Source organism: Pseudomonas sp. LF020 (assembly GCF_053456425.1).
This window is the reverse complement of record NZ_JBRFIX010000003.1, coordinates 151415-177814: the sequence shown is the minus strand read 5'-3', so window position 1 is coordinate 177814 and position 26400 is coordinate 151415. Positions and strand designations below refer to the sequence as shown.

General features: G+C 58.9%; 21 protein-coding genes and 1 pseudogene. 17 read left to right on the top strand and 5 right to left on the bottom strand.

Annotated features, from left to right (window positions below):
- The 5 genes and pseudogenes from ACU680_RS08550 to map form a co-directional block, all read right to left on the bottom strand.
- Complete coding sequence (locus tag ACU680_RS08550; protein ID WP_448179207.1) at positions 1-651, bottom strand: zinc metalloprotease; 651 nt, start codon at positions 649-651, stop codon at positions 1-3.
- Between the two features lie 260 nt (positions 652-911).
- Complete coding sequence (locus ACU680_RS08545; RefSeq protein ID WP_448179206.1) at positions 912-1649, bottom strand: M12 family metallopeptidase; 738 nt, start codon at positions 1647-1649, stop codon at positions 912-914.
- A 117-nt stretch (positions 1650-1766) separates the two neighbouring features.
- Positions 1767-2966 carry a succinyldiaminopimelate transaminase gene (gene dapC / locus ACU680_RS08540; protein WP_448179205.1) on the bottom strand — a complete coding sequence of 400 codons (1200 nt, stop codon included), beginning with the start codon at positions 2964-2966 and terminating at the stop codon, positions 1767-1769.
- Between the two features lie 210 nt (positions 2967-3176).
- Positions 3177-5879, bottom strand: a complete 2703-nt coding sequence (locus ACU680_RS08535) for a [protein-PII] uridylyltransferase (protein ID WP_007964269.1) — start codon at positions 5877-5879, stop codon at positions 3177-3179.
- Positions 5880-5920: 41 nt separating this feature from the next.
- A pseudogene (map, locus tag ACU680_RS08530) lies at positions 5921-6757 on the bottom strand (type I methionyl aminopeptidase); the annotation flags it as partial.
- Between the two features lie 320 nt (positions 6758-7077).
- Between map and rpsB the strand changes: the two are divergent.
- From rpsB to ACU680_RS08445, 17 genes are all read left to right on the top strand, one after another.
- On the top strand, positions 7078-7815 hold the full coding sequence (gene rpsB / locus ACU680_RS08525) for a 30S ribosomal protein S2 (RefSeq protein WP_003222119.1): 738 nt from the start codon (positions 7078-7080) through the stop codon (positions 7813-7815).
- Between the two features lie 203 nt (positions 7816-8018).
- Entirely contained in the window at positions 8019-8882 is an 864-nt protein-coding gene (tsf, locus tag ACU680_RS08520) for a translation elongation factor Ts (protein WP_003222121.1), read from the top strand.
- A 213-nt stretch (positions 8883-9095) separates the two neighbouring features.
- On the top strand, positions 9096-9839 hold the full coding sequence (pyrH, locus tag ACU680_RS08515; RefSeq protein WP_003222124.1) for a UMP kinase: 744 nt from the start codon (positions 9096-9098) through the stop codon (positions 9837-9839).
- Entirely contained in the window at positions 9836-10393 is a 558-nt protein-coding gene (frr, locus tag ACU680_RS08510; protein ID WP_003222127.1) for a ribosome recycling factor, read from the top strand. Before pyrH ends, frr begins: the two co-directional genes overlap by 4 nt.
- A gap of 14 nt (positions 10394-10407) precedes the next feature.
- Positions 10408-11163 (top strand): polyprenyl diphosphate synthase, encoded by a 756-nt coding sequence (gene uppS / locus ACU680_RS08505; RefSeq protein WP_003222128.1) that lies wholly within the window; start codon positions 10408-10410, stop codon positions 11161-11163.
- Positions 11163-11969, top strand: a complete 807-nt coding sequence (locus ACU680_RS08500) for a phosphatidate cytidylyltransferase (RefSeq protein ID WP_007964272.1) — start codon at positions 11163-11165, stop codon at positions 11967-11969. The genes uppS and ACU680_RS08500 overlap by 1 nt, the downstream gene beginning before the upstream one ends.
- Positions 11966-13156 (top strand): 1-deoxy-D-xylulose-5-phosphate reductoisomerase, encoded by a 1191-nt coding sequence (gene ispC / locus ACU680_RS08495; RefSeq protein ID WP_448179204.1) that lies wholly within the window; start codon positions 11966-11968, stop codon positions 13154-13156. The genes ACU680_RS08500 and ispC overlap by 4 nt, the downstream gene beginning before the upstream one ends.
- A gap of 54 nt (positions 13157-13210) precedes the next feature.
- Positions 13211-14563 (top strand): sigma E protease regulator RseP, encoded by a 1353-nt coding sequence (rseP, locus tag ACU680_RS08490; RefSeq protein WP_047601293.1) that lies wholly within the window; start codon positions 13211-13213, stop codon positions 14561-14563.
- Positions 14564-14637: 74 nt separating this feature from the next.
- Positions 14638-17013: an outer membrane protein assembly factor BamA gene (gene bamA, locus ACU680_RS08485; RefSeq protein ID WP_007964275.1), complete on the top strand. Its 2376-nt coding sequence runs from the start codon at positions 14638-14640 to the stop codon at positions 17011-17013.
- A gap of 45 nt (positions 17014-17058) precedes the next feature.
- Positions 17059-17562: an OmpH/Skp family outer membrane protein gene (locus ACU680_RS08480; protein ID WP_003222140.1), complete on the top strand. Its 504-nt coding sequence runs from the start codon at positions 17059-17061 to the stop codon at positions 17560-17562.
- A gap of 3 nt (positions 17563-17565) precedes the next feature.
- On the top strand, positions 17566-18621 hold the full coding sequence (gene lpxD, locus ACU680_RS08475; protein ID WP_448179203.1) for a UDP-3-O-(3-hydroxymyristoyl)glucosamine N-acyltransferase: 1056 nt from the start codon (positions 17566-17568) through the stop codon (positions 18619-18621).
- A gap of 106 nt (positions 18622-18727) precedes the next feature.
- Positions 18728-19168, top strand: coding sequence for a 3-hydroxyacyl-ACP dehydratase FabZ (gene fabZ, locus ACU680_RS08470; RefSeq protein WP_003222142.1), 441 nt, complete (start codon positions 18728-18730; stop codon positions 19166-19168).
- Positions 19165-19941 (top strand): acyl-ACP--UDP-N-acetylglucosamine O-acyltransferase, encoded by a 777-nt coding sequence (lpxA, locus tag ACU680_RS08465; RefSeq protein ID WP_123587099.1) that lies wholly within the window; start codon positions 19165-19167, stop codon positions 19939-19941. Before fabZ ends, lpxA begins: the two co-directional genes overlap by 4 nt.
- A gap of 2 nt (positions 19942-19943) precedes the next feature.
- Positions 19944-21074 (top strand): lipid-A-disaccharide synthase, encoded by a 1131-nt coding sequence (lpxB, locus tag ACU680_RS08460; protein ID WP_448179202.1) that lies wholly within the window; start codon positions 19944-19946, stop codon positions 21072-21074.
- Positions 21075-21082: 8 nt separating this feature from the next.
- Complete coding sequence (gene rnhB, locus ACU680_RS08455) at positions 21083-21709, top strand: ribonuclease HII (protein ID WP_448179416.1); 627 nt, start codon at positions 21083-21085, stop codon at positions 21707-21709.
- Between the two features lie 76 nt (positions 21710-21785).
- Positions 21786-25307, top strand: coding sequence for a DNA polymerase III subunit alpha (gene dnaE / locus ACU680_RS08450; RefSeq protein ID WP_007964283.1), 3522 nt, complete (start codon positions 21786-21788; stop codon positions 25305-25307).
- 139 nt (positions 25308-25446) lie between these two features.
- Positions 25447-26394, top strand: coding sequence for an acetyl-CoA carboxylase carboxyltransferase subunit alpha (locus ACU680_RS08445; RefSeq protein WP_064586192.1), 948 nt, complete (start codon positions 25447-25449; stop codon positions 26392-26394).
- Positions 26395-26400 lie beyond the last annotated feature (6 nt).

Below are 26400 nucleotides of genomic sequence, written 5' to 3'. Positions count from 1 at the left end.
TTACTGACTTGTTGCTGCCGGATAGGGATAAGCGTTCGCCATGAAGGCTTTATCCTTGTCGCTCAAACTGAAATTTAAAAGGTTCTGGAAGTCGCCTTGTGTCCAGGACTGATAAATGACGTAGTGCATGATCGATTTTCGGTCGTACTCCGAATAAATGCTTGCGCTGGGATCTGCACGATCCAGATACCATTGGTGCAGTCTTTTACGCGTCTCTCTGCCTTGAGCGTCATCATCTTCCGGATTTTCGGTGATGCCATGCAGCGCGTAGATGGCTGGTTTGTCCCAGGGAATATCTGCCACGGGATTGGTCTGCTCATGCTCCGCGCCCAGCATATGACCGAACTCATGCATGACATTGGCGGCAAAGTAACGTGGCAGGCTCGGATGCGGCCAGAGTTTCATGGTCGGCTCATCGGGATATAACAGGGCATCCGTACCTATCCGAGAGGAAAACGTTCCTTCTTCACTGAGTATGCGGATGTCGCCTGCTTCACCCTCGACGAAATCGAACCTCAGGTTGATGTGCGGCAACCAGTTGCTGGCAGCGGCGATGGTCGCATCCTTGAATGCCTGCGTGCCGTTGAGGAAGGCGATGCGCAGTGTGCTGCCAGGCGTCCAGAATTTTGCCGGATTGTTCTTGGCCCACATTTTATTGAATCTCCCGCGTGCACTTGATGTTGCGGCAGTCAAGTGTGTGTTCGGGTTTTTTGCTTGGCTGAAGCCGTGTCAGGTACATAATTGAACATCCATGTTTTCAATTTTGAAATTTGACTTTTCGAGTTGTTTGTTATTTTCGACAAGTCATTTGAGTGGGGAGTTAGTAGCAGAGCTTGAGTAGGTAAATTGATTGTGTAATTTTTTTTATGGCGGATTACCATGCCAGCAGCACTGGCACGGAAAGTCCCGATTCAACGTGGGTAAATCAAGCGCATGAGCTCTTTGTCTTTCTCACTGATTTCACGGTTTATCGGGTTTGCCCAATTGCCAAGTGTCAAGTTGTCGGAAATCGGATGGTGCATGATGGATTTTCGATCGTACGGTAAATAAAGCGCGTCGGCATCGTTAAAAGTGGTAAATATGTTGTCGTCAACTTGCTCACGCGACACAGGATCTAACGGTCTGTTCTGGTAGTAGTGGTAAACATTTTCTTTGTTCCAGGGGATTTGCGCCTTGGGGTGCTGGTGTTCGTGCATCGCGCCCAGTGCGTGGCCAAACTCATGCGTGACGACGGTCTCGAAGTCTTCATGTTCGGGGTCGATGCCAAGCCACATGGTTGGCGAGTCAGGAAACATCTCCAGTGCGTCGGTGCCCAGAAGTGAACTGTTTCCAACGCCCTCTGTGGAAATTCGGATGTGACCCTCTGCGCCCTCGACGAACTCAAATTTCAAACTGATATAAGGAAGCCAGCGTTCGGCGGCGGCAATGATTTTCTTTTTGTGTTCCGGAGTTGGATTGTCCATGAACGCTATTTTCAGGGTGGATCGGCTTGGCCAGGTTTTGGAGTAGTGCACTAAAGCACGTTTTTTTCGGCTGTTTCCGAGACTCTTGGCTTTTGCCTCTTTAGGCGGTTCCTGAAGTGTGCAGTATTGAAAGCTATCCATATTTTTGTTTTCTTCCTTGATTTGTTTCAGTTGTTTTTTGCGCATGCAAAAGATCACTGCGCAAGATTAAGCTTTGGGCAGTGTCTGGAATAGTCGTGAAGTGGTTTTAAATGTAACTTGGGGATGTGTCCGTGCCAGATCACTGGCACGGATATTAGAAAGTTAGTGTTGGCGGGTAATGAAGTCGCGAATCCGTTCTGCTGCTTCAACACATTCAGCCAACGGTGCAACCAGCGCCATCCGCACTCGGCCTGCGCCTGGATTGACACCGTCTGCTTCGCGCGACAGATACGAGCCTGGCACCACGGTCACGTGTTCCTGTTCGAACAAGTCGCGACAGAATGCGGCATCGTCACCGGCCACGTTCGGCCACAGGTAGAAGCTGCCGTCCGGACGCTGCACATCCATCACCGGGCTGAGGATTTCCAGCACTGCATCGAACTTCTCGCGATACAGCGCGCGGTTGGCGCGAACGTGCACTTCGTCATTCCAGGCGGCGACGCTGGCCAGTTGGGTTTGCACTGGCATCGCGCAGCCATGGTAAGTGCGGTACAGCAGGAAGCCCTTGAGAACGTCGGCGTCGCCCGCGACGAAACCGGAGCGCAGACCCGGCAGGTTCGAACGTTTGGACAGGCTGTGGAACACCACGCAACGCTTGAAGTCCTTGCGGCCCAGCTCGACGCAGGCGCTGAGCAGGCCCGGCGGCGGGGTCTGTTCGTCGAAGTACAGTTCGCTGTAGCACTCGTCGGCGGCGATCACGAAGTCGTATTCGTCGGCCAGAGCGATGAGTTTTTTCAGTACATCGACCGGGATCAGTGCGCCCGTCGGGTTGCCTGGCGAGCACAGAAACAGGATCTGGCAGCGTTTCCAGATCTCTGGAGACACGGCGTCGAAATCCGGGTTGAAGCCGTTTTCGTCCAGGCACGGCAGGTAGTGCGGCTTGGCCCCGGCGAGGAACGCTGCACCTTCGTAGATCTGGTAGAACGGGTTCGGGCTGACCACCAGTGCATCGTCACCGCGGTTGACCACGGTCTGGGTGAAGGCGAACAGCGCTTCGCGGGTACCGTTGACCGGCAGCACATTGCGCGCCGGATCAATCCAGCCGCTCGGCACGCCGAAGCGACGTTCACACCAGCCGGCGATGGCTTCGCGCAGGGCCGGGATACCGAGGGTGGTCGGATACACCGCCATTTGATCCAGATTGTTCGCCAGCGCTTCGGCGACAAAGCTTGGCGAGCGGTGTTTCGGCTCGCCGATCGACAGGGCGATCGGGCGTTTGTCCGGGTTCGGGGTCACAGTGCCAAGCAAGGCACGGAGCTTTTCGAACGGGTAGGGCTGGAGCTGGTTCAGAGCGTTGTTCATGGGGGCCTCGTTCAATGTGGAGAGAACTCCGTGGCGAGGGGATTTATCCCCGATCGGCTGCGCAGCAGTCGCAAAACCATCGCGTGCGGTGTAGCGGATACACCGCGATTGCAGGTTTTTGGGACCGCTTCGCAACCCATCGGGGATAAATCCCCTCACCACAAAAGCCCCGGGCAGCTATATCTGCCTCCACAGGGATAGTTTGTTAATTCAAATACTGATGCGCGAAAGCTTGATATCCGGTTCCTGATTGACGCTCAGTTGCTCGACGATTGCATCCTGCAGGCGGCTGCACAGCAGCGGGTCGGAGAGCGGCTGGTTGTGGGCGTCGGTGATGAAGAACACGTCTTCCACCCGTTCGCCCAGGGTCGCAATCTTGGCGTTCTGCAGCGACAGGTCGAATTCGAGGAAGATCCCGCCGATGCGTGCCAGCAAACCCGGGCGATCCGGGGCCGTCAGTTCCAGCACCGTCACCGGACGCTGGGCATCGTTGTGGATCGTCACCTGCGGCGCAAAGGCGAAGTGCTTGAGCTGGCGCGGCACCCGGCGCTGGATGATCGTCGGGTAGTCGTCGGGGTTGCGCAGGGCTTCGGTCAGGCCGTCGCGGATCTGTTTGATCCGGGTCGGGTTGTCACCGATGGATTCACCGTCGTTGTCGAGCACGATGTAGGTATCGAGGGTGAACTGACTGCTCGAAGTGATGACCCGGGCGTCGTGAATGTTCAGGTTGAGCTGGTCCATCGCGGCCACAGTCACCGCGAAAAAGTCGTGCTGGTCGGGGGCATAAATGAAGATCTGCGTGCCACCCTCGAACTCGCGCTGGGTGGTTTCCTTGATCAGCACCAGCGGACCGCCATCGGCCGGCTGCTGCAGGATCGCGTCACTGTGCCAGGCCACATCGCCGGCGGTGTGACGCAGGAAATAGTCATCACCTAACTGCGCCCACAACTGCTCGACGTCGTCCGGATCGGTGCCGCCGCGCACCAGGATGTCCAGTGCCGCGCTCTGGGTCTGGCGAATCTGCTCTTCGCGATCGACCGGGTTTTCCAGGCCTCGGCGCAGGGCACGCTTGGTCTCAGTGTAGAGCTGGCGCAACAGGCTGGCGCGCCATGAGTTCCACAGGGTCGGGTTGGTCGCGTTGATGTCGGCCACGGTCAGCACGTACAGGTAGTCCAGACGGGTTTCGTCGCTGACGATTTGCGCGAAGTCGTGGATCACCTGGGGATCGGACAGATCCTTGCGCTGCGCGGTGGTCGACATCACCAGATGGTTCTGTACCAGCCAGACGATCAGGCGGCTGTCCCACAGCGGCAACTGATGGCGCTGGCAGAACGCTTCGGCATCGACCGCGCCGATGTCCGAGTGATCGCCATGCCGGCCTTTGCCGATGTCGTGGTACAGACCGGCCATGTAGATCAGTTCGGGCTTGGGCAGTTTGGCCATGAGCTTGGCGGCCAACGGGAATTTTTCCGACACTTGGGTGTACTGCAACTTACGCAGGTGTTTGATCAGGTTCAGGGTGTGCGCATCGACCGTATAGATGTGGAACAGGTCATGCTGCATCTGCCCGACGATGAAACCGAACTCCGGCAGATAGCGCCCGAGGATGCCGTAGCGGTTCATTCGCCGCAGGTTGCGGTGGATGCCGATCTTGCACTTGAACAGCTCGATGAACAGGCTGGTGTTGCGGATGTCGTTGCGGAAGTTGTCGTCGATCAGGTGCCGGTTTTCGCGCAGCAGACGAATGGTGTCGGCGCGCACGCCTTTGATTTCCGGCTGCTGGGCCATCAGCACGAAGATTTCGAGCATGGCGAACGGCGTGCGGCGGAACACGTTGTCGTTGCGTGCCTCGATGTAACCGTCATGCAACTGGAAGCGCGAGTTGATCGGCTGCGGCGGCGCTTCGTCTTCCGGGGCGAGGATCACTTCCTCGAAGTGCTGGATGATCAGGTCGCTGAGCTGGGCGATGCTCATCACCACGCGGAAATACTGCTGCATGAAGTTTTCGACCGCCTGTTTGGCGTCGTCGCCTTCAAAACCGAGCAGGCCGGCGATGGTCCGTTGATGATCGAACAGCAGGCGGTCTTCGGAGCGCCCGGCGAGCATGTGCAGGGCGTAACGCACTTTCCAGAGGAACTCCTGGGACGACGCCAACAGCGCGTTTTCGCTCTCGACCAGGAAACCTTCGCCGGCGAGGGCGCGCAGGTTCAGGGTGCCGTACTGACGCCGGGCCACCCACAGAATCGTCTGAATATCCCGCAGGCCGCCGGGCGAGCCTTTGACGTTGGGTTCCAGGTTGTATTCGGTGTCGTTGTACTTGTGGTGACGGGCCTTTTGCTCGGCGCGTTTGGCCAGGAAAAACTCCTTGGCCGGCCACATGTGGGCCGTGCTGGTGACATCGAGCATGCGCTGGCGCAGACGTTCGGGGCCGCAGATGGTGCGGCTTTCCATCAGGTTGGTGACCACCGTCAGGTCGGCGCGGGCCTCTTCGGCGCATTCGTCGACCGAGCGCACGCTCTGACCGACTTCCAGACCGATGTCCCACAGCAGCGTCAGAAAACGCTCGATGGAATCGCGGAAGACTTCGTGATCGGCGCTGTCGAGCAGGATCAGCAGGTCGATGTCGGAATAGGGGTGCAACTCACCCCGGCCGTAGCCGCCGACCGCGACCAGCGCGATATCGGCGTCTTCGCTCCAGTTGAACTGCTCCCAGGCCTTTTGCAGGATGTTGTCGACGAACCACGCACGATCTTCGATCAGCCGGCGAATGTCGCGGCCACTGCGAAAGCGCGTGTCGAGGACCTCGCGAGCCTGGCGGATCGCCTTTTTGAACGCCGCGATGGGACTCGCTTTCAGGGCCAGTTCAGCCTGGAACTGGCCGCGGTCGAAGAGTTCGGGATCCACCTGCGGCATCGATTGGCTTTCCTTCTATAAGGCTGGGAGCGTTCTTGGGATCAGGCCGAGACGCGCGGGATGGTGTCGTCGGCGCGCAGGGTGAAGATCTCGTAGCCGGTATCGGTCACCAGCAGGGTGTGTTCCCACTGCGCCGAGAGCTTGCGGTCCTTGGTGATCGCAGTCCAGCCGTCGCCCAGCACCTTGGTGTCGGCCTTGCCCTGATTGATCATCGGCTCGATGGTGAAGGTCATGCCGGCCTTCAGTTCCATGCCGGTACCGGCGCGGCCGTAGTGCAGGATCTGCGGTTCTTCGTGGAACACCTTGCCGATGCCGTGGCCGCAGAATTCGCGAACCACCGAGAAGCCGTTCTTTTCCGCGTGCTTCTGGATGATTTCACCGATGTCGCCGAGGCGGCAGCCAGGTTTGACGATTTCGATCGCCTTGTACATGCATTCCTGGGTGACCTGCGACAGGCGCTCGGCCCAGACCGGCACTTCGCCGACGTGGAACATGCGGCTGGTGTCGCCGTGGTAGCCGTCCTTGATCACGGTGACGTCGATGTTCAGGGTGTCGCCATTCTTCAGTGGCTTGTCATTCGGAATGCCGTGGCAGACCACGTGGTTGATCGAGGTGCAGATCGACTTCGGGTAGCCCTTGTAGTTGAGCGGGGCAGGGATGGCTTGCTGCACGTTGACGATGTAGTCGTGGCAGATCTGGTTCAGTTGATCGGTGGTCACGCCCGGTTTGACGTGTTCGGCAATCATTTCCAGCACATCGGCGGCCAGTTTGCCGGCGACACGCATGCCAGCGATGTCCTCGGGGGTTTTGAGGTTGACGGTCATACAGGCTCTCTCTGCGCTCGGCGGCGCTTGCTGATACGGACGAGGGTGGCAAGTGTGCGATTTGCGACCCTGAAAAACCCGATTCTAACAGACGAAAGGCGCAAATCCGCGCCTGCATGCATCGTCTCTCTCTATACAATGGTGGGCCTTGAGGCGATTCCAAGGGGGCTGCGCCCATGTCCCTGGTGCGATTACAGATTCCGGGTTCCGTTTCTGCGCACCCTGTGGTATAAAATGCGCCGCTTTCCGGGGATACCCCGAAAAGCTTAAATCCACACACGTGTCGACACGATGACCTGGGTGCTTTTGGCTTTATGCCACTGGTTGGTCATTGGGATACGTGGAGGCCAAACCCGACTTATTAAGGAACTATCATGTCCCAAGTCAACATGCGCGATATGCTGAAGGCCGGTGTGCACTTCGGTCACCAAACCCGTTACTGGAATCCGAAAATGGGCAAGTACATTTTCGGCGCGCGTAACAAGATTCACATCATCAACCTTGAAAAAACCCTGCCAATGTTCAACGAAGCTCTGACTTTCGTAGAGCGTCTGGCCCAGGGCAAAAACAAGATTCTGTTCGTCGGCACCAAGCGTTCCGCTGGCAAGATCGTTGCTGAAGAAGCAGCACGTTGCGGTTCGCCGTACGTCGATCACCGCTGGTTGGGCGGCATGCTGACCAACTTCAAAACCATTCGTGCTTCCATCAAGCGTCTGCGTGACCTTGAAGTTCAGGCCGAAGACGGTACTTTCGCCAAGCTGACCAAGAAAGAAGCGCTGATGCGCTCCCGTGACCTGGAAAAGCTGGATCGCTCCCTGGGCGGCATCAAGGACATGGGCGGTCTGCCTGACGCACTGTTCGTGATCGACGTTGACCACGAGCGCATCGCGATCACCGAAGCCAACAAGCTGGGCATCCCGGTCATCGGCGTTGTCGATACCAACAGCAGCCCGGAAGGCGTTGACTACATCATCCCAGGCAACGATGACGCAATCCGCGCTATCCAGCTGTACATGGGTTCGATGGCTGACGCAGTGATCCGTGGTCGCAACAATGTTGCTGGCGGCACTGTTGAATTCGCAGCTGAAGAAACTCAGGCTGCAGCTGAGTAATCGACGCCCTGGCGTTGACTCAGTAAGCAAAAAGGGGGCTTGGCCCCCTTTTTGCCACCTCGAAAACCGTTTGTTGGCGCCCACTTGTGGCAGCGCACCTCCTGCATTTGTAACGTGCAGCAGCTACAAGGTGTTTCGGGAAGAATTGAACGCCCGTTCGATCGGGTGGAATGGTTGAAAACCTATCCAAGAGGAATTTGAAAATGGCAGCAATTACTGCAGCGTTGGTTAAAGAACTGCGCGAGCGTACCGGCGAAGGCATGATGGACTGCAAGAAAGCCCTGGAAAAGGCTGACGGCGACATCGAAAAAGCCATTGATGACATGCGTGCTTCGGGCGCGATCAAGGCTGCGAAAAAGGCTGGCAATGTTGCCGCTGAAGGCGCAATCGCAATCAAGGACGACGGTAAGGCTGCCGTTATCCTGGAAGTGAACTCGCAGACCGACTTCCTCGCTCTGCAAGACGACTTCAAGAACTTCGTTGCTGCCAGCGTTGAAAAAGCTTTCGCTGACAAGCTGACCGACGCTGCTCCGCTGATCGCTTCGCAAGAAGCTGCTCGCGAAGCACTGGTTGCCAAAGTAGGCGAGAACGTCAACATCCGTCGTCTGACCCGTATCGAAGGTGACGTTGTAGGTTCCTACCTGCACGGCAACAAGATCGGTGTTGTTGTGGCTCTGAAAGGTGGTGACGTCGAGCTGGCCAAAGACATCGCGATGCACGTAGCTGCGAGCAACCCTGAGTTCCTGCTGCCTTCGCAAGTTTCGGCTGAAGCGATCGAGCGTGAAAAAGCTGTGTTCCTGCAGCTGAACGAAGAGAAGATCAAAGGCAAGCCAGAAAACATTGTTGAGAACATGGTCAAAGGCCGTATCAGCAAGTTCCTGGCAGAAGCAAGCCTGGTTGAGCAGGCGTTCGTCAAGAACCCTGAAATCAAGGTTGGCGAGCTGGCCAAGAAAGGCGGCGCAGAAATCGTTTCCTTCACCTACTTCAAAGTAGGCGAAGGCATCGAGAAGCCGGTCGACAACTTCGCTGAAGAAGTTGCTGCCCAGCTGGCTGCCGCCAAGCAATAAGACAGTTTTTTCAACTGTCGCCCGAAAGAGGCTGCCCGCTCACGCGCGCAGCCTCTTTTCAGATGGGGTTACCAATTTTTAATTGGTTTCCACTGGGAACTGGCTTACAAAGCCAGGTTCCGATGGCGCTGAAGCAGCGCCAAGCTAGAGTGAACGGCAGCTGTAAAACAGCTTGCACAGAATTTTTTAAATACGCCGCAGGAGAGATTCGCAATGGCTCAGCAGGGCAGTGGTTATCAGGCTCGCTATAAACGCATTCTACTCAAGCTTAGCGGCGAGGCCCTGATGGGCTCGGAAGAGTTCGGGATCGATCCAAAAGTGCTGGATCGGATGGCGCTGGAAGTCGGCCAGCTGGTCGGCATCGGCGTACAGGTCGGTCTGGTGATCGGCGGTGGCAACCTGTTCCGTGGCGAGGCCTTGAGCAAGGCTGGCATGGATCGGGTGACAGGCGACCACATGGGCATGCTGGCCACTGTGATGAACGCCCTGGCCATGCGCGATGCGCTGGAGCGTGCCAATATCTCGGCCATCGTGATGTCGGCCATTTCCATGGTTGGCGTGACCGATCACTATGATCGCCGCAAAGCCATGCGCCACCTGAACTCCAAGGACGTGGTGATTTTCGCCGCCGGTACCGGTAATCCGTTCTTTACCACGGATTCGGCAGCCTGCCTGCGTGCCATCGAGATCGACGCTGACGTCGTTCTGAAGGCGACCAAGGTCGATGGCGTCTATACCGCTGACCCGTTCAAAGACCCGCATGCCGAGAAGTTCGATCATCTGACTTATGATGAAGTGCTGGATCGCAAGCTGGGTGTGATGGATCTGACAGCTATTTGCCTGTGCCGCGACCACAAAATGCCGCTGCGCGTATTCAACATGAACAAGCCCGGCGCCCTGCTTAACATCGTGCATGGCGGCGCTGAAGGCACCCTGATCGAGGAAGGTCAACAATGATCAACGAAATCAAGAAAGACGCTCAAGAGCGCATGCAAAAATCCCTGGACTCTCTGGCCCATGCATTCGGCCAGATTCGTACCGGCAAGGCTCACCCAAGCATCCTGGGCAGCGTGATGGTGCCGTACTACGGCGCAGACACTTCCATTACTCAGGTGGCCAACATCACTGTAAAAGACTCCCGCACCCTGCAAGTTGTCGCTTTCGAGCGCAACATGCTGGCGGCCGTCGACAAAGCGATCCAGAGCGCCGGTCTGAACCTGAACCCGACCAACCTGGGTGAACTACTGCTGATCTCCATGCCGGCCCTGACCGAAGAAACCCGTAAAGGCTTCACCAAGCAGGCGCGTGCAGCAGCCGAAGATGCGCGTGTTGCTGTGCGCAATATCCGTCGTGATGCGCTGGGCGATTTGAAAAAACTGGTCAAGGATAAAGAAATCAGCGAAGACGAAGAGCGTCGTGCCACCGCTGATATCGACAAGCTGACCAAAGACTTCGAGGCCCAGATCACCAAGGCCACGGACGAGAAAGAAAAAGACCTGATGGCCGTATAAGGGTCGAGTTTTAAATGGACAAGACCAAGCAGTCTGCGCCGTCCGCGGTGCCGCGCCATGTCGCGATCATCATGGATGGCAATAATCGCTGGGCGAAAAAACGCTTTATGCCGGGTGTTGCCGGGCATAAAGCCGGCGTGGATGCTGTGCGGGCAGTGATCGAGGTGTGCGCCGAGGCCAAGGTCGAAGTGCTCACCCTGTTCGCCTTCTCCAGTGAGAACTGGCAGCGTCCGGCCGATGAGGTCAGTGCCTTGATGGATCTGTTTTTCAAGGCACTGCGTCGTGAGGCCAAGCGCCTCAACGACAACAACATCAGCTTGCGCATCATCGGCGATCGCTCGCGCTTCCATCCTGAACTTCAGGCGGCGATGCGCGAAGCAGAAGCCATGACGGCCGGCGCCAACCGCTTCATCCTGCAGATCGCCGCCAACTACGGCGGTCAATGGGATATTGCCCAGGCGGCGCAGCGTCTGGCGCGTGAAGTCCAGGCCGGGCATTTGCGCCCGGAAGACATCACTCCGGATCTGCTGCAGACCTGTCTGGCCACCGGCGACCTGCCGTTGCCGGACCTGTGCATCCGCACCGGTGGCGAGCACCGCATCAGTAACTTCCTGCTGTGGCAACTGGCATACGCCGAGTTGTACTTCTCCGACCTGTTCTGGCCGGACTTCAAACACGAAGCCATGCGCACTGCGCTGGCCGATTTCGCTTCGCGCCAGCGTCGCTTCGGTAAAACGAGCGAACAGGTCGAAGCTGGAGCCCGGGTTTAATGCTTAAACAACGAATCATCACTGCGCTGATCCTGCTGCCGATCGCTTTGTGCGGGTTTTTCCTGCTCGAAGGATCCGGTTTTGCGCTGTTCATCGGTCTGGTCGTGAGCCTGGGCGCCTGGGAATGGGCGCGTCTGGCAGGCTTTACCGCGCAGTCGTTCCGTGTCGGCTTTGCCGCTGTCGTCGCGCTGATGCTGTTCGTCATGTACGTCCTGCCGGGCCTCGCCCCTTGGGTGTTGGGCGCTTCGGTGTTGTGGTGGGCGGTGGCGACGTACCTGGTGCTGACCTATCCGCGCTCGAGCGAGCACTGGTCCACGGCGGCCACCAAACTGGTGATCGGCTTGCTGATCCTGCTGCCGGCCTGGCAAGGGCTGGTGCAGATCAAGCAGTACCCATTGGGTAACTGGCTGATCATGGCCGTGATGGTGCTGGTCTGGGGTGCCGACATCGGTGCCTATTTCTCCGGCCGAGCCTTCGGCAAGCGCAAGCTGGCGCCGCAAGTCAGCCCGGGTAAAAGCTGGGAAGGCGTTTACGGTGGCCTGGCGCTGAGTCTGGTGATCACTGCGATCGTTGGCCTGGTTCGCGACTGGACGGTGGCTGAACTGCTCAAGGGGCTGATCGGCGCTGCGTTGATCGTATTCATTTCGGTGGTGGGCGATCTCACCGAAAGCATGTTCAAGCGCCAGTCCGGCATCAAGGACAGCAGCAACCTGCTGCCCGGTCATGGCGGTGTGCTTGATCGCATCGACAGCCTGACCGCTGCGATCCCGATTTTCGCTGTATTGCTGTGGATGGCTGCACCGTGAGCCGCCCGCAACAGATTACCGTTCTGGGAGCCACCGGCTCGATCGGTCTGAGCACCCTCGACGTCATCGCTCGGCATCCCGAGCGTTATCAGGTTTTCGCCCTGAGCGGCTTCACGCGCCTGAGCGAGTTGCTGGCCTTGTGCATCCGCCATGTGCCGCAGTTTGCCGTGGTGCCGGAAGTGGCGGCGGCGCGCGGTTTGCAGGACGACCTGCGGGCTGCCGGTTTGCCCACTCGCGTATTGGTCGGGGAGGAGGGTCTGTGCCAGGTCGCCTCCGCGCCCGAAGTCGATGCCGTGATGGCCGCCATCGTCGGTGCCGCGGGCTTGCGCCCGACGCTGGCTGCGGTGCAGGCCGGGAAGAAAATCCTGCTGGCCAACAAAGAAGCGTTGGTGATGTCCGGCGCGCTGTTCATGCAGGCCGTGCACAAGAGCGGTTCGGTGTTGCTGCCGATCGACAGCGAGCACAACGCGATCTTCCAGTGCATGCCGCAGGATTTTGCCCGCGGGCTGGGTGTGGTCGGCGTGCGGCGGATTTTGCTAACGGCATCGGGCGGTCCGTTCCGCCAGACACCGATGAGCGAGCTGGCGCATGTCTCGCCTGATCAGGCATGTGCTCACCCGAACTGGTCCATGGGGCGCAAGATCTCGGTGGATTCGGCCAGCATGATGAACAAGGGCCTGGAGTTGATCGAGGCCTGCTGGCTGTTCGACGCCAAGCCGTCGCAGGTCGAGGTGGTGATCCATCCGCAGAGTGTGATTCACTCGCTGGTCGATTATGTGGATGGCTCGGTATTGGCGCAGTTGGGCAACCCTGACATGCGCACGCCGATTGCCAACGCATTGGCCTGGCCTGAGCGGATCGACTCGGGTGTGGCACCGCTGGATCTGTTTGCCATTGCGCGCCTGGATTTCGAGGCGCCGGACGAACAGCGCTTCCCGTGTCTGCGCCTGGCGCGACAGGCGGCGGAAGCCGGCGACAGTGCACCGGCCATGCTCAATGCGGCCAACGAAGTGGCAGTCGCGGCGTTTCTCGACGGACGCGTTGGCTATCTGGAAATCGCGAGTATCATCGAGGACGTGCTGAACCTCGAGCCAGTGGTTGCGCTTGAGGATCTGGATGCGGTGTTTACCGCAGACGCGAAAGCGCGGATTCTGGCTGAACAGTGGCTGAATCGTCACGGCCGATAGCCGTTGCAGAACCATGGCGTCACGCGGCACTGAACAGGATTGCGGAGAAAGTAGATGAGCGCGCTCTATATGATTGCCGGCACCCTGATCGCTTTGGGTGTGCTGGTCACCTTTCACGAATTCGGCCACTTCTGGGTCGCGCGTCGCTGTGGCGTCAAGGTTCTGCGTTTTTCCGTGGGCTTCGGCATGCCCCTGCTGCGCTGGCACGACAAGCAGGGCACCGAGTTTGTCGTCGCCGCGATTCCGCTGGGTGGCTACGTCAAAATGCTCGATGAGCGTGAGGGCGAAGTCCCGGCCGATCAGCTTCATCAATCCTTCAATCGCAAATCGGTTCGCCAGCGCATCGCTATTGTCGCGGCGGGACCGATCGCCAACTTCCTGCTGGCCCTGGTGTTTTTCTGGGTGCTGGCGATGCTCGGCAGTGAGCAGATCCGTCCGGTCATCGGTGCCGTCGAATCCGGCAGCATCGCGGCCAAGGCCGGTTTGAATGCCGGTCAGGAAATCGTCGCTATCGATGGTGAGCCGACTTCCGGCTGGGCGGCGGTCAATTTGCAGTTGGTTCGTCGTCTTGGGGAAAGTGGTTCCCTGCAGTTGCTCGTGCGTGAGCAGGGCTCTACCGCAGATACGCCGCGCGAATTGGCGCTGGATCACTGGCTCAAAGGGGCTGATGAGCCTGATCCGATTCGCTCGCTGGGTATTCGCCCATGGCGGCCGGCGTTGCCGCCGGTGCTGGCCGAGCTCGATCCAAAAGGTCCGGCGCAGGCCGCTGGTCTGAAAACCGGAGACCGCCTGTTGTCGCTCGATGGCCAGGCGCTGGGTGACTGGCAGCAGGTGGTCGATACCGTTCGTACGCGTCCTGATACCAAAATCTTGCTGCGCGTCGAGCGCGACGGTGCTCAAATCGACGTCCCGGTGACCCTGGCAGCACGCGGTGAAAGCAAGGCGCCAAGCGGTTATCTCGGGGCTGGCGTGAAAGCTGTGGACTGGCCGCCGGAAATGATCCGCGAGGTCAGTTATGGCCCGTTGGCCGCGATTGGCGAGGGTGCCCGGCGTACCTGGACCATGAGCATCCTGACGCTGGACTCACTGAAGAAAATGCTGTTTGGCGAGCTCTCGGTAAAAAACTTGAGTGGGCCGATAACCATTGCTAAAGTGGCGGGCGCTTCTGCCCAGTCGGGCGTTGCTGATTTCCTGAATTTCCTTGCTTATCTGAGTATTAGCCTGGGGGTTCTGAATTTGCTGCCCATTCCTGTACTGGATGGGGGGCATTTGTTGTTTTATCTGATTGAGTGGGTGCGTGGTCGCCCCTTGTCGGATCGGGTGCAAGGTTGGGGGGTGCAGATCGGTATCAGTTTGGTGGTCGGAGTGATGTTGCTTGCTCTGGTCAATGATCTGGGTCGACTGTAAAGCTTCGCTGAATTGCGAATCTGCCGCATTTTGCGGCAGTTTGTTTATTGCCAGTTGGAATAAGAAAGGACTTCATGAAACGTCTGCTGCTAACTGCGGTTCTCACCGTATTGATGATCGCCGAAGTTCACGCCGAGTCCTTCACTATCTCTGATATTCGCGTCAACGGCCTCCAGCGGGTCTCCGCGGGTAGCGTCTTTGGTGCCTTGCCGTTGAACGTCGGTGAGCAGGCGGATGATCGTCGCCTGGTGGAATCCACTCGTGCGTTGTTCAAAACCGGTTTCTTTCAAGATATCCAGCTGGGCCGCGAAGGCAACGTTCTGGTGATCACGGTCGTCGAACGTCCGTCGGTCGCGAGTATCGAGATCGAAGGCAACAAGGCGATCTCTACCGAAGACCTGATGAAAGGCCTGAAGCAGTCCGGTCTGTCCGAAGGCGAGATTTTCCAGCGCGCCACCCTCGAGGGTGTCCGTAACGAACTGCAACGTCAGTACGTTGCCCAGGGCCGTTACTCGGCGACCGTCGATACCGAAGTGGTTTCGCAGCCGCGTAACCGTGTGGCGCTGAAAGTGAAGATCAACGAAGGCACCGTGGCTGCCATCCAGCACATCAACGTGGTGGGTAACACGGTCTTCCCTGATGACGATCTGATCGACCTGTTCGAGCTGAAAACCACCAACTGGCTGTCGTTCTTCAAGAACGACGACAAGTACGCCCGTGAAAAACTTTCCGGTGACCTGGAGCGCCTGCGCTCCTACTACCTGGACCGTGGCTACATCAACATGGATATCGCTTCGACCCAGGTGTCCATCACTCCGGACAAGAAGCACGTCTATATCACCGTCAACATCACCGAAGGCGAGAAGTACACCGTTCGTGACGTCAAACTCAGCGGTGACCTGAAAGTGCCTGAAGACCAGGTCAAGTCGTTGTTGCTGGTGCAGAAAGGCCAGGTGTTCTCGCGCAAGCTGATGACCACCACCTCCGAACTGATCACTCGCCGACTGGGTAACGAGGGTTACACCTTCGCCAACGTCAACGGCATACCTCAGCCGCATGACGATGATCACACCGTGGACATCCTGTTCGCCGTCGATCCGGGCAAGCGCGCCTACGTCAACCGCATCAACTTCCGTGGCAACACCAAGTCCGAGGACGAAGTGCTGCGTCGTGAAATGCGTCAGATGGAAGGTGGCTGGGCTTCGACCTACCTGATCGACCAGTCCAAGACCCGTCTTGAACGTCTGGGCTTCTTTAAAGAAGTGAACGTCGAGACGCCGGCTGTTCCGGGTGTCGACGACCAGGTTGACGTGAACTACGCCGTTGAAGAACAAGCCTCCGGTTCGATCACCGCCAGTGTCGGTTTCGCCCAGAGCGCCGGTCTGATCCTCGGTGGTTCGATCACTCAGAACAACTTCCTGGGTACTGGTAACCGTGTGAGCGTGGGCCTGACCCGCAGCGAATACCAGAGCCGCTACAACTTCGGCTACGTTGATCCCTACTGGACCGCCGATGGCGTGAGCCTGGGCTACAACGCGTTCTATCGCACCACCGACTACAAAGACCTCGACGTCGACGTAGCGAGCTATGCGGTAGACAGCCTGGGTGCCGGCGTCAACGTTGGCTACCCGATCAGCGAGACTTCGCGTCTGACCTTCGGTCTGTCCGCTCAACAGGACAAGATCAAGACCGGTCAGTACACCGTTGACGAAATCTTCGACTTCGTTAACAAGGAAGGCGACAACTACCTGAACTTCAAGGCTTCGGCCGGCTGGTCCGAGTCGACCCTGAACAAGGGCGTACTGCCGACCCGTGGCCGTTCCCAGAGCCTGACGCTGGAAACCACGATTCCAGGCAGCGACCTGTCGTTCTACAAACTCGACTACCGTGGCCAGTTGTTCCAGCCGATCACCGAGAACTACACCCTGCGTCTGCACACCGAGCTGGGTTATGGCGACGGGTATGGTTCGACCGACGGCTTGCCGTTCTATGAAAACTACTATGCTGGTGGTTTCAACTCGGTTCGTGGCTTCAAGGACAGTACTTTGGGTCCTCGCAGTACCCCAAGTCGTGGTACTAACCCGGGCACTTCGGTCGACCCGGACCAGGATCCGCTGCCGTTCGGTGGCAACGTATTGATCCAGGGCGGTGTCGAGGTTCTGTTCCCGCTGCCGTTCGTCAAGGATCAACGCTCCCTGCGTACCTCGGTATTCTGGGATGTGGGTAACGTTTTCGATTCGCAGTGCAAGGACACCACCAACGCGAATGGCTCGACGTCCAACACCAAGTGTAACGACATCAGCCTGAGCAACATGGCCAGTTCCGTTGGTGTGGGTGTGACCTGGGTCACCGCACTGGGTCCTCTGAGTTTTGCTCTGGCGATGCCGGTCAAGAAACCGGATAACGCTGAAACTCAAGTGTTCCAATTCTCCCTCGGCCAGACGTTCTAAGCGTCTGACCCAAGATAACGACAATGGATTTTGTAGGAGTGCATCGTGCGTAAGTTGACTCAATTGGTTCTCCTGGCCTCCGTACTGGTGGCAGGCCCGGCGTTCGCCGACATGAAAATCGCCGTTCTGAACTATCAGATGGCATTGCTGGAATCCGATGCGGCCAAGAAATACGCCGTGGATGCCGAAAAGAAGTTCGGTCCGCAACTGACTAAGCTCAAGACGCTGGAAAGCAGCGCCAAGGGCATTCAGGATCGCCTGATGGCCGGTGGCGACAAGATGCAGCAGGGCGAGCGTGAGCGTCTGGAGCTTGAATTCAAGCAAAAGGCCCGTGACTTCCAGTTCCAGTCCAAGGAACTGAACGAAGCCAAGGCTGTTGCCGATCGCGAAATGCTCAAGCAACTGAAGCCGAAACTGGATAGCGCAGTGGAAGAAGTCATCAAGAAAGGTGGTTTTGACCTGGTGTTCGAGCGTGGCGCAGTGATCGATGTCAAACCTCAGTACGACATCACGCGCCAGGTTATCGAGCGCATGAATCAGCTGAAGTAACCCATGACCGTGACTATCAAGCTCGGCCAGTTGGCCGAGTTCCTCGGCGCCACCCTGCGTGGCGACCCCGAGAAGCAAATTACTGGGCTAGCCACCTTGCAGGAGGCTGGCCCAGCTCAGTTGAGCTTTCTGGCAAATCCTCAATATCGCAAATACCTGGCAAGTTCCCAGGCGGCTGCGCTATTGCTCAAGGAAGCCGATGCCGAGGATTTTACCGGCAACGCGCTGGTGGTGCCGGATCCTTACCTGGCTTACGCCCGTATCTCTCACCTGTTCGATCCCAAACCGAAAGCCGCTGCGGGTGTTCATCCCACAGCGGTGATTGCGCCGGATGCGCTGGTTGATCCAAGCGCCAGCATTGGCCCGTTCGTGGTGATCGAGGCCGGTGCGCGCATCGGTGCGCAGGTGACCCTGGGCGCACATTGCGTCATCGGTGCCCGCAGTGAAATCGGCGAGGGCGGCTGGCTCGCCCCGCGGGTCACGCTGTATCACGATGTGCGCATCGGCAAGCGTGTGGTGATCCAGTCCGGTGCCGTACTCGGCGGTGAAGGCTTCGGTTTTGCCAACGAGAAAGGCATCTGGCAGAAGATCGCGCAGATTGGCGGCGTGACCATTGGCGACGACGTCGAGATCGGTGTGAATACCGCCATCGACCGTGGCGCGCTGGCGGACACCGTGATCGGCAACGGCGTGAAGCTCGATAACCAGATCCAGATCGCGCACAACGTTCAGGTCGGTGATCACACCGCCATGGCGGCGTGTGTCGGTATTTCCGGCAGCACCAAGATCGGCAAGCATTGCATGCTCGCTGGTGGTGTCGGCCTGGTTGGGCACATCGATATCTGCGACAACGTTTTCCTGACCGGGATGACCATGGTGACCCACTCGATTACCGAGCCAGGCGCCTATTCTTCCGGCACAGCCATGCAACCGGCGGCCGAATGGCGCAAAAGCGCGGCCCGCATCCGTCAGCTCGATGACCTCGCGCGACGTTTGAAGCAGCTGGAAAAGCGCGTCGGGGAAGTGACCCCCGGCAGCAATGCTTCATCTGATGGCTGATACCATTTCCATATCAAGTGTGCACAGCCTCTAGACTGCCTCCTTGATTTGCTAGAGGAGTGCGCGTCAGTCGCGCTCCCAATCTTTACATAGGCTTCCCCCCGAAATGATGGACATCAACGAGATTCGCGAATACCTGCCTCACCGTTACCCGTTCCTGCTGGTGGACCGGGTGGTGGAACTGGACACTGAAGGCAAGCGCATTCGCGCCTACAAGAATGTCAGCATCAATGAGCCATTCTTCAACGGCCACTTTCCGGCGCACCCGATCATGCCGGGCGTACTGATCATCGAAGCGATGGCCCAGGCTGCCGGGATCCTCGGTTTCAAAATGCTCGACGTGAAACCGGCCGATGGCACCCTTTACTACTTCGTCGGTTCCGACAAACTGCGTTTCCGCCAGCCAGTGCTGCCGGGCGACCAGTTGATCCTGGAAGCCAAGTTCATCAGCTGCAAGCGTCAGATCTGGAAATTCGAATGCCAGGCTTCGGTCGATGGCAAGCCGGTCTGCTCGGCTGAAATCATCTGTGCGGAACGCAAGCTATGAGTTTGATTGACCCTCGCGCAATCATCGATCCGTCGGCCGTTGTGGCTGACGGCGTCGAGGTCGGCCCGTGGTCGATCATCGGCGCAGGTGTGGAAATCGGCGAGGGTACTGTGATCGGACCGCATGTGGTCCTCAAAGGCCCGACCCGCATCGGCAAGCACAATCGCATCTACCAGTTTTCCTCGGTCGGTGAAGACACCCCTGACCTGAAGTACAAGGGTGAGGAAACCCGTCTGGTGATCGGTGACCACAACGTCATTCGCGAAGGCGTGACGATTCACCGGGGCACCGTTCAGGATCGTTCGGAAACCACCCTTGGCGATCACAACCTGATCATGGCCTATGCCCACATCGGACATGACAGCGTCATCGGCAACCACTGCATTCTGGTCAACAACACCGCGTTGGCCGGGCATGTACATGTTGACGACTGGGCGATCCTTTCCGGTTTCACCCTGGTGCATCAGTACTGCCACATCGGCGCCCACAGCTTTTCCGGCATGGGCACTGCCATCGGCAAGGACGTTCCGGCGTTCGTGACCGTGTTCGGCAACCCGGCCGAAGCGCGCAGCATGAACTTCGAAGGCATGCGTCGTCGGGGTTTCAGCGAAGACGCGATTCATGCGCTGCGTCGCGCTTACAAAACCGTGTATCGCCAGGGCCTGACCGTGGAGCAAGCGTTGGCCGAACTGGCCGAGCCTGCTGCGCAGTTCCCGGAAGTTGCGCTGTTTCGTGACTCGATCCAGTCGTCGACTCGCGGCATCACCCGCTGATCATGGCCAGTCTGCGTATTGCGCTGGTGGCGGGAGAGGCTTCCGGTGACATTCTGGGCGCCGGCCTCATGCGCGCCCTCAAGGCTCAACACCCGGCGGTCGAGTTCATCGGTGTCGGCGGTCCGTTGATGCAGGCCGAGGGCCTGACGTCTTACTTCCCCATGGAACGTCTGTCGGTGATGGGCCTGGTGGAAGTGCTCGGGCGGCTGCGCGAGTTGCTCAAGCGCCGCAAGGACCTGATCGCCACGTTGATTGCCGAGAAACCGGATGTGTTCATCGGCATCGACGCTCCCGATTTCAACCTCAACATCGAACTCAAGCTGCGTCAGGCCGGGATCAAGACCGTGCATTACGTCAGCCCTTCGGTGTGGGCGTGGCGCCAGAAGCGTGTGCTGAAGATTCGCGAAGGCTGCGATCTGATGCTCACCCTGTTGCCGTTCGAAGCAAAATTCTACGAAGAGAAGGGCGTGCCGGTGCGGTTCGTCGGTCACACGCTGGCCGATACCATTCCGCTGCAGGCTGATCGCGCCGCAGCGCGTGCCGAACTCGGCCTGCCTGACGGGCCGCTGGTGGCGTTGATGCCAGGCAGTCGCGGTGGCGAAGTTGGCCGTCTCGGTGCGCTGTTCCTGGATACTGCCGAACGTCTGCGGGCCATGCACCCCGGGCTGCGCTTCGTCATCCCGTGCGCCAATGCCGAGCGTCGCGCTCAGCTCGAAGAGTTGCTGGTTGGCCGCGACTTGCCGGTCACCCTGCTCGACGGCAAATCGCATCTGGCCCTGGCAGCGTGCAACGCAGTGCTGATCGCCTCCGGCACGGCGACGCTTGAAGCCTTGTTGTACAAGCGGCCAATGGTCGTCGCCTATCGTCTGGCGCCGCTGACCTTCTGGATTCTCAAACGCATGGTCAAGAGCCCATACGTGTCACTGCCGAATCTGTTGGCCCAACGGCTGTTGGTGCCGGAACTGTTGCAGGATGATGCGACGGTGGAGGCATTGGCCCAGACCCTGGCGCCGCTGATCGAAGGCGGCGAAGAGCAGACCCGAGGCTTCGACGAGATCCACCGCACACTGCGGCTGGATGCTTCCAATCAGGCGGCGGATGCCGTCCTCAACCTGATCGGGCAGAAACCATGAGCAAAACGATGCAGATGGGCCTGGATTTCACCCTGGTCGCCGAAGTCGAAGAACTGGTCGCCGGTGTCGACGAAGTCGGTCGCGGCCCGTTGTGCGGCGCGGTGGTGACGGCGGCGGTGATCCTCGATCCGAACCGGCCGATCCTCGGCCTCAACGACTCGAAGAAACTCACCGAAGCCAAGCGCGAGAAGCTCTACGACGAAATCATCGAGAAATCCCTGAGCTGGTGCATCGCCCGCGCCGAAGTCGAGGAAATCGACGAGCTGAACATTTTGCACGCGACCATGCTCGCCATGCAGCGCGCGGTGGCCGGTCTGCATATTCAGCCGAAACTGGCGATGATCGACGGTAACCGCTGCCCGAAACTGCCGATGCGCGCCGAAGCGGTGGTGCAGGGTGACGGCAAGGTACCGGCCATCGCTGCCGCGTCGATTCTGGCCAAAGTCAGCCGCGACCGTGAAATGGCTGCATTCGAATTGATCTACCCGGGGTACGGCATCGGCGGTCACAAAGGCTATCCGACGCCCGTTCATCTGGAAGCGCTGGCGCGGTTGGGGCCGACGCCGATTCACCGGCGCTCGTTCGCCCCGGTGCGTCAGGCCTACGAGGCGCTGGAAGGTCTGATGCAGGTTTAGGCGCAAGGCTGATGTTTTGTTCGAGGCCCGGTACAATCCGGGCCTTGTTGTCTCTATGTAACTGGACAGGATCACTATGCCGGCTTCATTCGTTCATCTACGCCTGCACACTGAATACTCCCTGGTCGACGGGCTGGTGCGGATCAAGCCACTGGTCAAGGCGCTGACCGGCATGAACATGCCGGCGGTGGCGGTCACCGATCAGAACAACATGTGTTCCCTGGTCAAATTCTATAAAAACACCATGGGCGCCGGCATCAAGCCGATCTGCGGCGCCGACCTGTGGCTGTCGAACAAGGATCCGGACGGGCCATTGAGCCGGATCAGCCTGTTGGTGATGAACGCCAAGGGTTATCGCAATCTCACCGAGTTGATCTCGCGCGGCTTCATCGATGGTCAGCGCAACGGCATGATCATCATCGAGCGCGAATGGGTCGCCGAGGCCAATGAAGGCCTGATCATGCTGTCCGCCGCCAAAGAAGGCGAGATCGGCATGGCCATGATCAGTGGCAACCCGGACGAAGCCGAGACCTTGGCGCGCGAATGGATGGCGGTGTTTCCGGATCGTTTCTATCTGGAAATCCAGCGCACCAATCGCCCCAACGATGAAGAGCAGTTGCACGGTGCCGTGGCCCTGGCCGACAAGCTCGGCGCGCCGCTGGTGGCGACCAACGATGTGCGTTTCATCAAGCAGGAAGACTTCGCTGCCCACGAAACCCGCGTGTGCATCGGTGAGGGGCGGGCCCTCGACGATCCGCGGCGTTCGAAGAATTACAGCGACCAGCAATACCTCAAAAGCGCCGAGGAAATGGCCGAGCTGTTCAGCGACATTCCCGACGCCATCGAAAACACCGTCGAGATCGCCAAGCGCTGCAACATTGAAGTGAAGCTGGGCACGCACTTCCTGCCCAACTTCCCGATCCCCGATGGCATGACCATCGACGAATATTTCCGCAAGGTGTCCTTCGAAGGTCTCGAAGAACGCCTCGCGGTGCTGCTGCCCAAGGACACCACCGAAGATTACGAAGCCAAGCGTCAGGTCTACGTCGATCGCTTGAATTTCGAGCTGGATATCATCATCCAGATGGGCTTCCCCGGTTACTTCCTGATCGTGATGGACTTTATCCAGTGGGCCAAGAACAACGGCGTGCCGGTAGGTCCTGGGCGGGGGTCGGGTGCCGGTTCGCTGGTGGCTTACGTGCAGAAGATCACTGACCTTGATCCGCTGGAATACGACCTGCTGTTCGAACGTTTCCTTAACCCGGAACGGGTCTCGATGCCCGACTTCGACGTCGACTTCTGCATGGACGGCCGTGACCGGGTGATCGACTACGTGGCCGAGAAATACGGCCGCAACGCGGTAAGCCAGATCATCACTTTCGGTTCCATGGCCGCCAAGGCTGTGGTGCGCGACGTGGCGCGGGTGCAGGGCAAGTCATACGGCCTGGCGGATCGTCTGTCGAAAATGATTCCGTTCGAAGTCGGCATGACCCTGGAAAAAGCCTACGAACAGGAAGAGATCCTGCGCGACTTCATCAAGGTCGATGAGGAAGCGGCGGAAATCTGGGAGATGGCGCGCAAGCTCGAGGGCGTGGTGCGGAACGTCGGCAAGCACGCCGGTGGTGTGGTGATCGCGCCGACCAAGCTGACCGACTTCTCGCCGATCTATTGCGACGAGGCCGGTGACGGTCTGGTAACCCAGTTCGACAAGGACGACGTGGAGGCCGCCGGTCTGGTGAAGTTCGACTTCCTCGGCCTGCGCACCCTGACGATCATCGACTGGGCGCTGAAAACCATCAACCGCGACCGCGCCAAGGTCGGCGAAGAGCCGCTGGATATCGCGTTCATTCCGCTCGACGACAAACCGACGTACAACCTGCTGCAGAAAGCTGAAACCACCGCGGTGTTCCAGCTTGAATCGCGCGGCATGAAAGAGCTGATCAAAAAGCTCAAGCCCGACTGCCTGGAAGACCTGATCGCACTGGTGGCACTGTTCCGTCCGGGCCCGCTGCAGTCCGGCATGGTGGACGACTTCATCAACCGTAAGCACGGTCGCGCCGAACTGGCGTACCCGCACTCGGACTACCAGTACGAAGGCCTCAAGCCGGTATTGGCGCCGACGTACGGCATCATCCTGTATCAGGAACAGGTGATGCAGATCGCCCAGGTCATGGCCGGTTACACCCTCGGTGGTGCGGACATGCTGCGGCGAGCCATGGGTAAGAAAAAACCCGAGGAAATGGCCAAGCAGCGTGGCGGCTTCATTGAAGGTTGCGCGACCAACAATATCGACGCCGACCTTGCCGGTAACATTTTCGACCTGGTGGAGAAATTCGCCGGTTACGGCTTCAACAAATCCCACTCCGCCGCCTACGGCCTGGTGTCGTACCAGACCGCCTGGCTGAAAGCGCATTACCCGGCGCCATTCATGGCCGCGGTACTCTCGGCGGATATGCACAACACCGACAAGGTCGTGACCTTGATCGAGGAAGTGCGCACCATGAAGCTGCGCCTCGACGCGCCGGACGTGAACACTTCCGAGTTCAAGTTCACGGTGAACGACGACGGCCGCATCGTCTATGGCCTCGGCGCAATCAAAGGTGTCGGCGAAGGTCCGGTGGAAGCGATCACCGAGGCGCGTCAGGACGGTCCGTTCAAGGATCTGTTCGACTTCTGCGCCCGGGTCGACCTCAAACGCATCAACAAGCGCACGCTGGACGGTCTGATCCGCAGCGGCGCGCTGGATCGCCTCGGTCCGTACTTCCACGATGAGCAAAAGGCTTATCAGGCCAACATCGACCGCAACCGCGCGGTGCTGCTGGCGGCGATGGAAGAGGCGATCAAGGCTGCTGAACAGACCGCCCGTACCCACGACAGTGGCCACGCCGACCTGTTTGGCGGGCTGTTTGTCGAAGAAGATGCCGACGTTTACGCGACGCACCGCAAGGCCAAGGAACTGACCCTCAAGGAACGCCTCAAGGGTGAGAAAGACACCTTGGGCCTGTACCTGACCGGTCACCCGATCGACGAGTACGAGGGCGAGATTCGCCGTTTCGCCCGGCAGCGCATCATCGACCTGAAACCGGCTCGCGACACGCAAACCGTGGCCGGGATGATCATTGCCCTGCGGGTGATGAAGAACAAGAAGGGCGACAAGATGGGCTTCATCACCCTCGATGACCGCTCGGGGCGGATCGAAGCGTCGCTGTTCGCCGATGCGTTCCACTCCGCGCAGTCGCTGTTGCAGACCGACGCGATGGTGGTGGTCGAGGGCGAAGTCAGCAACGACGACTTCTCCGGCGGCCTGCGCCTGCGGGTCAAGCGGGTGATGAGCATGGAAGATGCGCGCACCAACTTGGCCGAAAGCCTGCGCCTGAAGCTGCACACTCAGGACTTGAAAGGCGATCAGCTACGCTGGTTGGGTGAGCTGCTCAAGCGTCACCGCGGGGCGTGCCCGATCACCATGGAGTACACCAGTCCCGATGCGAAGACCTTGCTGCAGTTTGGCGAGACCTGGCGAATCGACCCGGCGGATGCGTTGATTCAAGCCCTGCGTGACCAGTTCGGGCGAGACAACGTCTTCCTCCAATACCGTTGACCGGCAAGTGCCATGATTGCGCTTGCTCACAACCTGAATTTTTAATCTCGACCTCAGCGCGCCTCTCCCTTAAGGTAGGGCGCGAATAGACAACCGGCCGGCCCAAGCTCATTTGGGACACGACCCAAGACGGACGCCTATGAACCCGAATTTTCTAGATTTCGAACAGCCGATCGCCGACCTGCAAGCCAAGATCGAAGAGTTGCGCTTGGTCGGTAATGACAATTCGCTGAATATCGGCGATGAGATCTCCCGCCTGCAGGACAAGAGCCGCACGCTGACCGAAGACATTTTCGGCAAGCTGACCAGCTGGCAGATCGCACGCCTGGCGCGTCACCCGAAACGCCCGTACACCCTGGACTACATCGAGCACATTTTCACCGAGTTCGACGAACTGCACGGTGACCGTCACTTCTCCGACGACGCGGCCATTGTGGGCGGCGTGGCACGTCTGGAAGACCAGCCGGTGATGATCATCGGCCACCAGAAGGGCCGCGAAGTGCGCGAGAAAGTTCGCCGCAACTTCGGCATGCCGCGTCCGGAAGGCTACCGCAAGGCCTGCCGTCTGATGGAAATGGCCGAGCGTTTCAAGATGCCGATCCTGACCTTCATCGACACCCCGGGTGCCTATCCTGGTATTGACGCTGAAGAGCGTAACCAGAGCGAAGCGATTGCCTGGAACCTGCGCGTGATGTCGCGCCTGAAGACCCCGATCATCGCCACCGTTATCGGTGAAGGTGGTTCCGGCGGTGCACTGGCGATCGGTGTCTGCGATCAGCTGAACATGCTGCAATATTCGACCTACGCGGTGATCTCGCCGGAAGGTTGCGCTTCGATTCTGTGGAAAACCGCCGAAAAAGCACCGGATGCCGCTGAAGCCATGGGCATCACCGCCGAGCGCCTGAAAGGCCTGGGCATTGTCGACAAGGTGATCGGCGAACCACTGGGCGGCGCTCACCGTGATCCGGCCGCTGCCGCTGCCTCGATCCGTGCCGAACTGAGCTCGCAACTGGCGATGCTGAAGAAGTTCGACAACGAAGCGCTGCTCAAGCGTCGTTACGATCGTCTGATGAGCTACGGTCTCTAAGTCGAC

Coding starts and splice junctions, on each gene's coding strand:
- ACU680_RS08550 (WP_448179207.1), bottom strand. CDS start 651: ATGTGGGCCAAGAACAATCCGGCAAAATTCTGGACGCCTGGCAGCACA.
- ACU680_RS08545 (WP_448179206.1), bottom strand. CDS start 1,649: ATGCGCAAAAAACAACTGAAACAAATCAAGGAAGAAAACAAAAATATG.
- dapC (WP_448179205.1), bottom strand. CDS start 2,966: ATGAACAACGCTCTGAACCAGCTCCAGCCCTACCCGTTCGAAAAGCTC.
- ACU680_RS08535 (WP_007964269.1), bottom strand. CDS start 5,879: ATGCCGCAGGTGGATCCCGAACTCTTCGACCGCGGCCAGTTCCAGGCT.
- rpsB (WP_003222119.1), top strand. CDS start 7,078: ATGTCCCAAGTCAACATGCGCGATATGCTGAAGGCCGGTGTGCACTTC.
- tsf (WP_003222121.1), top strand. CDS start 8,019: ATGGCAGCAATTACTGCAGCGTTGGTTAAAGAACTGCGCGAGCGTACC.
- pyrH (WP_003222124.1), top strand. CDS start 9,096: ATGGCTCAGCAGGGCAGTGGTTATCAGGCTCGCTATAAACGCATTCTA.
- frr (WP_003222127.1), top strand. CDS start 9,836: ATGATCAACGAAATCAAGAAAGACGCTCAAGAGCGCATGCAAAAATCC.
- uppS (WP_003222128.1), top strand. CDS start 10,408: ATGGACAAGACCAAGCAGTCTGCGCCGTCCGCGGTGCCGCGCCATGTC.
- ACU680_RS08500 (WP_007964272.1), top strand. CDS start 11,163: ATGCTTAAACAACGAATCATCACTGCGCTGATCCTGCTGCCGATCGCT.
- rseP (WP_047601293.1), top strand. CDS start 13,211: ATGAGCGCGCTCTATATGATTGCCGGCACCCTGATCGCTTTGGGTGTG.
- bamA (WP_007964275.1), top strand. CDS start 14,638: ATGAAACGTCTGCTGCTAACTGCGGTTCTCACCGTATTGATGATCGCC.
- lpxD (WP_448179203.1), top strand. CDS start 17,566: ATGACCGTGACTATCAAGCTCGGCCAGTTGGCCGAGTTCCTCGGCGCC.
- fabZ (WP_003222142.1), top strand. CDS start 18,728: ATGATGGACATCAACGAGATTCGCGAATACCTGCCTCACCGTTACCCG.
- lpxA (WP_123587099.1), top strand. CDS start 19,165: ATGAGTTTGATTGACCCTCGCGCAATCATCGATCCGTCGGCCGTTGTG.
- lpxB (WP_448179202.1), top strand. CDS start 19,944: ATGGCCAGTCTGCGTATTGCGCTGGTGGCGGGAGAGGCTTCCGGTGAC.
- rnhB (WP_448179416.1), top strand. CDS start 21,083: ATGCAGATGGGCCTGGATTTCACCCTGGTCGCCGAAGTCGAAGAACTG.
- dnaE (WP_007964283.1), top strand. CDS start 21,786: ATGCCGGCTTCATTCGTTCATCTACGCCTGCACACTGAATACTCCCTG.
- ACU680_RS08445 (WP_064586192.1), top strand. CDS start 25,447: ATGAACCCGAATTTTCTAGATTTCGAACAGCCGATCGCCGACCTGCAA.